General features: G+C 32.7%; 7 protein-coding genes. 2 read left to right on the top strand and 5 right to left on the bottom strand.

Annotated elements, in window-relative coordinates:
* Positions 1–301: 301 nt before the first annotated feature.
* Together ilvN and ilvA are read left to right on the top strand one after the other, a co-directional pair.
* Entirely contained in the window at positions 302–826 is a 525-nt protein-coding gene (gene ilvN, locus B0A75_RS11515) for an acetolactate synthase small subunit (protein WP_089054422.1), read from the top strand.
* 25 nt (positions 827–851) lie between these two features.
* Complete coding sequence (gene ilvA / locus B0A75_RS11510; RefSeq protein WP_089054426.1) at positions 852–2,144, top strand: threonine ammonia-lyase IlvA; 1,293 nt, start codon at positions 852–854, stop codon at positions 2,142–2,144.
* Between the two features lie 98 nt (positions 2,145–2,242).
* On the opposite strand, the gene B0A75_RS11505 is transcribed toward ilvA, so the two are convergent.
* The 5 genes from B0A75_RS11505 to B0A75_RS11485 form a co-directional block, all read right to left on the bottom strand.
* Complete coding sequence (locus B0A75_RS11505; RefSeq protein WP_089054425.1) at positions 2,243–4,066, bottom strand: alkaline phosphatase; 1,824 nt, start codon at positions 4,064–4,066, stop codon at positions 2,243–2,245.
* A gap of 239 nt (positions 4,067–4,305) precedes the next feature.
* The gene (locus tag B0A75_RS11500; RefSeq protein ID WP_089054421.1) at positions 4,306–5,841 is read right to left on the bottom strand and encodes a RagB/SusD family nutrient uptake outer membrane protein; all 1,536 of its coding nucleotides are present in this window, start codon (positions 5,839–5,841) and stop codon (positions 4,306–4,308) included.
* A gap of 18 nt (positions 5,842–5,859) precedes the next feature.
* Positions 5,860–9,246 (bottom strand): SusC/RagA family TonB-linked outer membrane protein, encoded by a 3,387-nt coding sequence (locus B0A75_RS11495; protein ID WP_089054420.1) that lies wholly within the window; start codon positions 9,244–9,246, stop codon positions 5,860–5,862.
* A gap of 84 nt (positions 9,247–9,330) precedes the next feature.
* A complete protein-coding gene (locus B0A75_RS11490) occupies positions 9,331–10,254 on the bottom strand; it encodes a FecR family protein (protein ID WP_089054419.1) in 924 nt (307 codons plus the stop codon).
* A gap of 112 nt (positions 10,255–10,366) precedes the next feature.
* Positions 10,367–11,008 carry an RNA polymerase sigma-70 factor gene (locus B0A75_RS11485; RefSeq protein ID WP_244284388.1) on the bottom strand — a complete coding sequence of 214 codons (642 nt, stop codon included), beginning with the start codon at positions 11,006–11,008 and terminating at the stop codon, positions 10,367–10,369.
* Positions 11,009–11,285 lie beyond the last annotated feature (277 nt).

The raw sequence follows: 11,285 nt of genomic DNA, 5'->3' as shown, positions 1-11,285 counted from the left end.
ATTATCATTTGATATTAGTAAAGGGATTTTATATAAAGAAGTATAACATAATACAATTTTAAAACCTCCCTAAACCGGGAGGTTTTTTATTTAAAACAAACATGAAAAATTTAACAGCAATAATTATTATCGCAATTATCATTATTTGTCTCTCATGACGAGTTAGGATTATATTGTGTAATACGAAACCTTTCTCCGTCAAACGAGAAAGGTTTTTTTTTGCGCTGAAAAGAAACAATTCCGAGCATTTTATAAAAAACTACTAAATAAAAATTTAACTAAATACAGCAGCACAAACAAAATGGAAGAGAAATATACTTTGACAGTTTATACCGAAAATCAACTAGAGCTAATCAATAGAATTGCCGTAATGTTTTTAAGAAAGAAAATTAATTTGGTAAGCTTGAATATCTCAGAATGTGAAATTTATAAAATGCATCGGTTTACAATTGTTATTAATGCAGCCTCAGAAATCGTGCAAAACTTGGTACATCAAATAGAAAAAATCATCGATGTATTTAGATGTTATTATAATACTGAAGAGGAAATTTTTTCTGCACAAACAGCATTATACAAACTGCCAACAGATAGGATGATAAACAATGAAAATCTTGATCTTTTATTTAAAAAATATAATGTTACTTTTTTATCTATCGAAAAAAAACACACTGTATTTGAAGTAACGGCACAGGAAAATGAAATAGATAATTTAACAACTATTCTTAATCAATATGAACTTGTCGAATTTATAAAAAGTTCGAAAATTGCTTTGATTAAAGGCAGCGAAGGGTTTGCTAAAGAATTATTGGAGATGGAAAACTACTAAGTTGAAAAAACAACACAACGCAAAGATGAATTTATTTAAAGAAATACAACTTGCTCAGAAACAATTAACGGCTGTAATTGTTCCTACTCCTTTATTAGAAAACTTGAGTCTCTCGAAGCAATATAGTGCCGCTGTTTTATTAAAACGTGAAGACCATCAAGCGGATTGTTCTTTTAAAATTAGAGGAGTTTATAATAAAATTAATTCTTTATCTATTACTGAGAAAGAGCGCGGAATTGTTTGTGCCAGCGACGGAAATCATGCACAGGGAGTTGCCTATTGCTGTGAGTTATTAAAAATAATGGGAAAAATATATCTGCCCAAAAATACCTCTAAGCAAAAACTAGAACAAATTCAGAAATTTGGAAAAGAGTACATCAAAATAATCCTAACTGGCGATTATTTTGAAGAAGCGTATTCGATTGCTTTGGGAGATGCTTCGATACATCGCAAAGCTTTTATACATCCTTTTGATGATTTAAAAGTAATCGCTGGTCAGGCAACTGCGGGACTTGAAATTCTTGAGGAATATCAAAATCCTATCGATTACGTTTTTGTTCCTTTAGAAGGAGATGGTTTAGCTGCAGGAATTTCCTCTGCATTTAAAATGCTAAGCCCGAATACAAAAATTATTGGAGTCACAAATCAAGAAAATCCGTCGCTTGAAATTACAAGTGAAAGCGATCATTCTTTTGCTAATAAAAACTCTAATTTAAATACTGCTTCTATTAAAAAACAGGATGATCTGACTTCTAACATCTGTAAAGAAAACCTAACCGATGTAATAAAAATTCCAGAAGGAAAAATCTGCTCTACTATTCTAAAATTAGCCAATAATAAAGATATTAATATAGAACATGAAGGTGTATTAAGTATTGCCGCGCTAGATTTTTATGCTGACAAAATAAAAGGAAAAAACGTGATTTGTATAATAAACGGCGGTCTAAAAAGTGTAGAAAAAGAGGCCGAAATAAAAGAACGTTCTTTATTATATGACGGTTTGGTACATTACTTTATGATTCAATCTCCACAGCGAAGCGAAATATTAAAAGATTTTATAAGTCACATCCTTGGTCCTGATGATGAAATTACACATTTCCAATCTGTTCAAAAAGACAGCTATGAAACGCAATCTGTTTTTATACGATTAGAAATAAAAGCACCAAATAATATTGAAACAATAAAAGCCAAAATGCAGGCGAAAGAATTTCAATATCAAAACCTCAACGATCGAAATGATTTATTTAGTTCGAATATTAATTTGGAAAATATTTTATGGAAAGAAAAACAGGATAACAATCAATTTATTCTAAGATAAAATTGATCTTGTATCTATCAATGAAAAAACAAAACCAGTGACGTAAAATTCACTGGTTTTATTTTTTATTATACTATTCTAAACGAAGTTAACAAAAGCTATTTTATACTTAGCGCTTTTATTATTCGGCTGTAAATCTCCGTATTTTGATAAACACCTATAAAATTTTGTACTCCTGCACCGTATGCAAAAACGGGAACTGGAACCGCTGTATGATCATTTGTACTGAAACTTCCATGTACATAACCTTTCTCAATACTTCCGTCGATTAACGAAAGTCCGCCCGTTTCATGATCAGCTGTTACAATTAATAGTGTTTCAGGATTATTATCTACAAATTCCATTGCCTGCCCTACTAATTTATCAAAATCAAGCATTTCGCGAACTACATATTCTACATTATTTCTGTGCCCTCCGTAATCAATCTGTGCGCCTTCTGCCATTATAAAAAATGGATTTTTTGATTTTAATAAAGTGCTTGCAGCTTTTGCAAAAGATTTAGTCAGGAAGTCTCCTCGTCCGTCTTTCATCGAAACTACTGCGGCATCATCTAAAACTATAAATTTGTTGTTTTTAATTGTATCTAAACTATTGAATTTATCTAAAAAAGTATATCCTCTTTCAGTCAATATTTTAGATAAATCTTTTCCGTCTTTTCTAGATTTAAATTCATTTTTTCCGCCTCCAATTAAAATATCTGAAGGATTTGATAAGAAGTCATTTGCAATAGGTTCGCTATAACTTCTTTCTGGCTGATGTGCATAAAATGCCGCCGGCGTTGCATCTGTAATATTTCCTGCCGAGATAACAGCCGTTTTATAATTTCTTGAAGCTAATTGCTGCGTGATTAATTCTAATGGCTTTCCGTTTTCATCAACACTTATAAATCTATTATTGGTTTTATGTCCCGTTGCCATTGCAGTTGCTCCGGCAGCCGAATCTGTAATATAACTATTTGAAGCTTTCGTTATAGAAAGTCCTTGTGTTGGAATATTAAAAAGACTTAACTGCCCTTTATTGGCTGTATAACCCGCATAAATCTGCGTCAAACCCATTCCGTCGCCAATTAAAAGAATCACGTTTTTAGGTTTCTTTTTAGTAAAAATCGAGGTGTTTTTAGGAACGTAAGCTTGATGAAATTCGGTATTTTGATAAAATGTCGATTTAATGTTATTGATAAAATGCGTCAATTCTGAAACATTATCTGTACCAATAAAATCAACTTTTAAATTCATTAAAGTCATCCAAGTATTTACATTGTCCTGCGTTCCCCAAAATCTTATTTTTTTATTTTGGCTGTGTACTTTTTTGATTGTTGACTGAATTTTTTCTAAATCATCCTGTGTCAAAACACCTTTTCCATTCCAAACTGTAAATTCTTTCAAATCTTCGCTGATCATTTCTACTCGTGCCAATTGTTCGGCAGTATAATTTTCATTCAATCTTCCATCAAAATAAATAAACTCAGGATAATTGGCGTATTGTGATGGCAGCGGTCTGTTTCCTGAAATTACGACTTTTATATTTTTGTTCGAAATGATTTCAGGAAAAGTCTTTAATTGCTGTACGATTAATTTCAAAGTCGAATCGGCATCAGATTTTATATCGATCATTAAAATTAATGCCTTACCGCTTTGATAAACTTTTCCTTCTAAACTTTTTAATTTTGAAGATAACGGTTCTAGATATAAACTTTTAAGTGTGTTGTGCGTCGCAATTTCTTTTGAAGTATGCGATACAAAAAGTTCGTTGTTTACTAAAAAAACATCGGCTTCAATAACGCCGGTTTCGTTAGCATATGCTCCATAAAATGGCAGCGTACTGGCATAATCATTATGCGAATGTATGTTTGATGAACTGTACTCCTGTGCTTGTGCAAAGAGGAAAAAGGAAAGGCAAAAAAGGGTGAATATTTTTTTCATTGAAGATGTTTTTATTCTTTTAAAGCTGTAGGTAACTTTATTAGAAATTAAGTTGTTGTAATTTGAAAGTGCATTATTTATATCTACCGAGATTAACAAGCTTTACTTAAATACAAACCAGTCTCTTTGGGAAAAGACTGGTTTACACTATTTAAAATTTGATTGTACTTTTTTACAAACTGCAGACTACACAACAAGCCTGCAGTGTAAAAAAAAACTAATCAAAATGAAACTACTAATTACCAGCCTTGATTTTGGGTCAATGCGCCTTTACTTACTGCGATTTCATCTGGCGGTATTGGCCAAACATGGTGTATCGCAGGATTAAAATTACGTGCAGGATAAATTACACTTCCGTTATAATGGTGCAGCGGTTTTGCATAAGTTTCTTTTGCATCGCCCCAACGTACTAAATCAAAATGACGATCTGTCCATTCTCCTGCTAATTCACAACGTCTTTCTCTTTTTAAATCGATCATTGTAGCTCCAGCAATATCTCCAAGTCCCGCACGATGACGAATCAAATTGATTTCAGTATCTGCATTTTGACCTTTCATTAATTTGGCTTCTGCAAACATCAAAAGCACATCTGCATATCGTAAAAGCGGAACATTAAGTGCCGTTGAAGGTTTGTCTCCATTTGCATTTACGTAACGAATATCAATTCCGCCTGAAGTTGTTTTTGGATAACTAAACGGCTCCATATACTTTTTAAACTGATAACCCGTTCTGTTACTAGAACTTACAATATTTTTTCCTTCATTAAAAGTAACTACTTCTCCAAAATAAGTGAATTTATCTCCTTTTTGTAAAATAGTAGCACTGCGTCTTTTATCTGTTGGAACATAAGTATCAAACAATTCTTTTGTTGGATAAAAATTTCCCCATCCATTGTAAACTCCCCATCCTTTATCTTCCAAACAAACGCCTGGAAAAATGGAACCTAAAGAAGTATTTTCAGAACTTGAAGTTACTGACCAGATATATTCTGTAGACCAGTTGTTTTTAATTTTAAATACATCTTCAAAATTATCAAGCAGTTTGTGTTTACCGCTTGCAACAATCATATTAGCATATTTTATAGCATTATCCCAATCTTTTGCATACAAGTATGTACGAACTAAATACCCCCAAGCTGCTGTTTTGTGTGCACGACCATAATTATCTGGTGTTAATTCATTAAAATAAGGCAATAAATCTGCCGCTTTAATAAGATCTGCTGCGATGTAAGCGTAATTTTCGGCTACATTTTTAGCGCGCGGCACATATACATTGGTTGGATTTTCTCTGTCCTGAATTGGTATTCCAGCACGATCATCTCCATAATGATAAGCCACTTCTAAATGCATTACGGCATGATTAAAATAAGCTTCACCCAACATTCCGTTTTTTGTTTTTTCATCCAAAGGAATATTCGGAATATTGCGAATTACATCGTTACAACGTTTCATAACTTCGTAATGCAGTCTCCAAATGTCTTTTGTGTCAGACTCTGCTCCATCAACAATAAAGTTTTTAATACGTTCTGCGTTTTGTCTTGGTTTTGTTCCTATATCATCACTGGCATTGTTCAGCCAGAAAAAACCACGACCGTACATATTATCATTAGAATACAAATCATAAATGGCATTTACACCTGCTTTTGCATCTGCCGGAGTTTTCCAAAAATTTCCGCTTGACGGTGCTCCTTGCGGTACAAGATCAAGTTCACTTTCGCAAGCTGAAGTGCTTACTAACAGCACAAAACTTAATAATAAAAGACTTAAATTTTTCATTTTGTTATTTTTATTTTTTTAAAAAGTAGCGTTTAGACCAGTCATGTAAATTCGAGACAGTGGATATTTCCCTAAGTCCATTCCGAAATTTCTAAGACCAACTTCTGGATCCATTCCTGAATAGTTTGTAATGGTAAATAGGTTTTGTCCCGAGATAAAAAATCTTAGTTTAGCTTTTCCGTTTAACCAATTTTCTTTGATTGTATAACCAATAGAAAGGTTTCTTAATCTTAGGAAAGAAGCATCTTCAATATAAAAATCAGAAATACGACCGAAGTTATTGTTATTGTCTGTCGACGATAATACTGGTATATTAGTGTTTGTATTAGTTGGTGACCACGCATTTTTAGATTCGGCTAATAAATTGTAACCTGGAAAAGAACCGTTTAAACCGGTATGTTTTACGGCATTGAAAACACTATTTCCAGCAGCTCCGCTTAAAAAGATATTCATATCGAAACCTTTATATCTAAAATTGGTATTTAAACTGAATGTAGTTTTAGGGAAAGGACTTCCAAGCACTACTCTATCACTGTTATTTATTACTCCATCTCCGTTTACATCTTTAAATTTCATATCGCCGGCAACAGCATTTGGCTGATAAGCAACATTATTAGAATTTACATACGCTTTTGCTTCAGCATTACTTTGAAATAATCCGTCTGTAGCATATCCGTAAAATGCACCAACCGGACTTCCTACTTGATAAATATTCGCTAAAGGCAAACTACGAACTCGGCTTAAGTTTAAAGGTTCCAGTGAAGTTAAATCATCTTTAATAGAAACGATTTTATTGCTTAAAAATGCTGCATTTGCTGTAATATCAAATTTAAATTCTCCTCTTGTTTTTTGATAAGTTAAACTTGCTTCGATACCTTTATTTTCAACATCTCCAGAGTTTACAATTCTTCCTAACGGAGTTCCTGAAACGCCTGGCAGCTGATCACGAACTAACATATCTTTGTTTGTTTTTACGTAAGCATCTACAGATCCTAATAAGGTATTATTAAACATGGTAAAATCTAAACCTAAATTGGTCTGCTCTGAACTTTCCCATCTTAAATTTGGGTTTGATAATTCGCTTTCTGCATAACCATAATTAATAGTTGGAGTTGCTCCTATTAAAGCTTGAGTCTGCGTTAAAGGCACACTAAACTGATAGGGTCCAAGGTTTCCTAAATTTCCAATTTGTCCCCAGCTTGCACGCAATTTTAAGTTGCTCACTGTTGAACTGATACCTTTCATAAATCCTTCTTCAGAAATTAACCATCCTGCAGAAACTGATGGATATACTTTCCAACGGTTTTCTGATAATAGTTTTGAAGTTCCGTCACGACGAACGATTCCTGAGATTAAGTATTTTTGATTGAAGTCGTAATTAATCCTTCCCACATAAGATGAGATAATTTCATCAGATAAACCTGCTCCTGTTTGTTGAATTAATTTTGCGTTTAGCAAATAACGTTGTGATGGATCTTCGCTGTCAAAACCTGTTCCTTCAACCGTATAAAAATCTCTTTTTGTTTCTTGATACGTATATCCTGCTAAGGCTTTAAGATTGTGTTTTCCAAATGATTTTTCATAAGAAACAGTTTGCTCACTTAGTAAATCAGTTGTCGTAGCTGATTTTTTTGTCAAGCGGTTAAAGTCAAAGATTTTTCCCGGTTCTGTAATTTTTGTTGAAAAATCAGTTGCGTTGTCTTGAATTCTAGTATAACCCCAATTTGATTTAACTTTTAAACCTGGTACAATTTCCCATTCTGCATAAGGATTTATCAAAATTGTAGAAACAGGATTTCTGTTGTCTAGTCTTTTTAAATAAGCTACAGGGTTTATAACGTCTCCGTAAGAACCAATATATTTTTCTGGAACTCCTCCAAATTGCCCAGAACCGTCTTCTCTATAAATAGTTGCATTTGGCGGATAAAATACTGCAGCCAAAATAGCCCCTGTATAAGCATTTGCTGTATTAGCTGTTTGCCCATCTGTTAATGAATAGGATAAATTTTCTCCAATTGTAAAATTATCTGCCAGTTTAAAAGATGTATTTGCTCTAACGGTATAACGTTCTCCGTAGGTATTTAACAAAACACCCTCATTTTTTCTATAACTTCCTGAAAGAAAGAAATTTGATTTTTCTGTTTTCCCATTGATAGAAAGTGACAAATCTTGAATTTCTCCTGTACGGAAAATTTCATCCATCCAGTTAGTTTTTGTTGTTCTTGCTGTTGGTTCAAAAGCAGGATCAAAAGCAGGAATTCTTGGTAAACCAGCATTATCTCTTGCAGTATTCATCGCGTCTGCATATTCTGCGGCATTTAAAACATCCAGTTTTTTAGCCACATTCTGAAAACCTCCCTGATAATTTACATTCACATTAATACGATCTGAAATTCCTTTTTTAGAGGTAATTAAGATTACACCTCCAGATGCTCTTGCTCCATAAATCGCTGCCGAAGCGGCATCTTTTAAAACGCTGATCGAAGCAATATCATTTGGATTTAAAGTATTTAGTGATCCACTGTAAATAATTCCATCTAAAACAATTAGAGGAGTTTCAGCGTTCAAAGAACCAATTCCACGAATATTAATTGTTGGCGAAGCAGTTGGATCTCCACCATCATTAATAACGGTAACACCGGCAACAGTTCCTTGCAATAATTCAGCAGCATTATTGTACGTTCTGCTAGAAGTTTCTTTCATCGAAACAGAACCTACTGCTCCAAGAACTTCTTTCTTTTTAACACTTCCATATCCCATTACAACTACTTCCTGAAGTTGTTTTACGTCAGCCGCTAATTTTACTGTAATGGTTTCGCTTTTGGTTACTTTAACTTCTTTATTGATGTAACCAACGTATGAAAAGACTAATAAAGCTTCAGCTGCATTAATTTCCATTTTAAAAGTTCCATCAAAATCTGTAGTTGCTGCTGCAGTTGAATTTTTATCTTTAATTCCAACACCCGGCAACGGCATATTATCGTCTCCGCTGAAAACAGTTCCAGAAACAATAATTTTATTTTGATCTGCAGCCGCAGTTTTTTGTGTTTTCTTGATAACGATATTGTTGTTTACAATTTCATATCGAAGTAAAAAATTACTGCAAATTTTATCTAATGCTTGTTCTAAAGTTACATTCGATAGTTTTAAACTAATTTTTTGATTGGCATTAATTTGATTGGATTCGTACATAAAATGTACATCGATTTGATTTTCAATTTTTTGAAAAACATTTTTTATACTTTCATTTTCTACCTTTAATGTTACTCTTTTATTTGCATTGTTATTGCCAGCATTTGCCGTAAAACCTGCAAAAAACAAGGCAATAAGCAAGATTGCTTTTAACCAAGCGGTTTTTTTAATACTTTGAAACTTTACGACGCATCGCATTCGTTTTTCATTCATGACTTGTTGTTTTAGTTGTTTTTGGATTTTTTGTTTCTACGTAGTTTATTTTTAAATCTGATTTTAAGTCAGACATTTTCTTTTTTACTCAATCTTATATACTCCAGATTCTACTTTGTATTCGGCATTTATGATATTGCACACTAATGCCATTACTTCATTTGCTGACAGTTCTTTGAAATAACCGTTTATTTTAAGGGTATTTAGATTCTTGTTTTTAACTTCTATCGGAATATTATAATTCCTATTTATGGTTGCGATAACTTCGGGTAAAGGCGTTTCTTCAAAAACCATTATGTTTTTTCGCCATAACGAAATCGTATTTACGGGCACATCTTTAAAAGCTTGCAGTTTGTTGCTTTTGGATTTAAAAATCACTTTTTGTCCTGGAGTTACGTAAACATTTTCATCTGTAATAGTCGACTTTACATTTACTCTTCCGGTTAAAACTGCGACTTCCTGCGTAGTGTGATCTGGATATGCCTGAACGTTAAAACTGGTTCCGAGTACTTTTGTATCCATTTTGTTGGTATGAATTATAAACGGATGTTCTTTGTCTTTTGCGACATCAAAAAAAGCTTCTCCTATTAAGTAAACTTCACGCGTGTCTCCATTAAATTCTGTTGGATATTTTAAAAGACTTCCTGCATTCAGCCATATTTGAGTTCCGTCTGCCAAAGTTATTTTGGCACGTTCTCCCAATTTTGTCGCATATTGTTTGATTTCACCATTTGATTTTGAGGTGTAATAAAAAAAACTAGATATACTTATTAATAAGGTTAATGACGCAGCAATTGCCCAGTTTCTATTTTGAAGTGAAATAACTTTTGGTGTCTTCTTAATTTGTTTTAATTCTCTTTTTAACTTAGAACGATCTGATACAATAAGTTCATTTTCTTCAGATAAATGCTCTGGATGGTCGTACCAATTATTCCATAATTCCTCTCCCTTTATAGAAGGTTTTCCTTTTAAAAACTGTTTAATATCTTGATGTAATTTTTCAGGCATTATAATGTCTTTGTCTCTTTAATAGTATGTCTTTGAAATAGAAATTTCGGGTAGGCGCTTTAGGTTACGCTTCTGTTAAGAAAATCTAAGTTTGTTAATGGTTAGAAAATCTTCAGTTGAACTCTCCTAAATAGGAACGCATGAATTTCAGTGCATACGTAATATGATATTTTACGGTATCAATTGACACGTTGAGTTCGTCGGCAATTTCTTTGTTGGAATAGTGTTTTATTCGGCTTAGAATAAAAACTTCTTTTGATTTTTTTGGAAGTAATGCCGCGGCTTTATCTACCGCTTGCTGTAATTCGTCGTAATAAATCGAATCTTCCGTTGTATTGGTGCTGTTGTACAAAACGGTACTGCTGTCTGCAACTTCTTTTATATATTGATCTGTTATGGTATGCGATTTTATATAATCTAAAGTCATGTATCGAACTGAAGTATAGATATAAGCGGCAAATTTCTTTTGAATTAATAAGGTTTTGCGGCGTTCCCAAATGGTGGTAAAAACTTCTTGAACGATTTCTTCTGAGATAGGAATTGATTTCATTCTGATATAAACAAACCGAACTAATAAATCGCGATATCGAAAATACAATTCATCAAACGCTTTGTCTTTTCCTTGTTTCAATAAATCAACAAGTTCTTCATCCGTAAACTTTTTATACATAACCATTTGTTTTTGCATTATCAGCCAAATAAAAATGGTTTCTACAGACGCTAAACTGAATTGTTTTTTTGGGAAGTATTCCAATTTTTAAAAATGACATATACTACAGTATTTTGTTTTATAATATGTCTGTAAAATTAGAAATGAGGGTAGGTCGACAAGGTTACGGTTATATTAATAAAACAACCTGATTATAAAACATTGTATTAACATTTGATGTTCTAAATGTTAGTTGAGTAAGAGATGGAAAATAAAAAAGGGCTGTGTTTTTTCAAAAGAAAAGTATTGTCTTACAAGACAATAAAATAGTACTATATTTTGAATAAAATAAAAATGAAGATCGCTCTTTAATATTCATTAA

It is taken from the genome of Flavobacterium oncorhynchi (assembly GCF_002217355.1).
In the GTDB taxonomy this organism is placed as follows: domain Bacteria; phylum Bacteroidota; class Bacteroidia; order Flavobacteriales; family Flavobacteriaceae; genus Flavobacterium; species Flavobacterium oncorhynchi.
This window is presented reverse-complemented; position numbering and strand designations above follow the sequence as displayed.

Excerpts from the sequence above, each read along its gene's own strand:
- B0A75_RS11495 (WP_089054420.1), bottom strand. The coding sequence starts at position 9,246 with ATGAATGAAAAACGAATGCGATGCGTCGTAAAGTTTCAAAGTATTAAA.
- ilvA (WP_089054426.1), top strand. The coding sequence starts at position 852 with ATGAATTTATTTAAAGAAATACAACTTGCTCAGAAACAATTAACGGCT.
- B0A75_RS11505 (WP_089054425.1), bottom strand. The coding sequence starts at position 4,066 with ATGAAAAAAATATTCACCCTTTTTTGCCTTTCCTTTTTCCTCTTTGCA.
- B0A75_RS11500 (WP_089054421.1), bottom strand. The coding sequence starts at position 5,841 with ATGAAAAATTTAAGTCTTTTATTATTAAGTTTTGTGCTGTTAGTAAGC.
- B0A75_RS11490 (WP_089054419.1), bottom strand. The coding sequence starts at position 10,254 with ATGCCTGAAAAATTACATCAAGATATTAAACAGTTTTTAAAAGGAAAA.
- ilvN (WP_089054422.1), top strand. The coding sequence starts at position 302 with ATGGAAGAGAAATATACTTTGACAGTTTATACCGAAAATCAACTAGAG.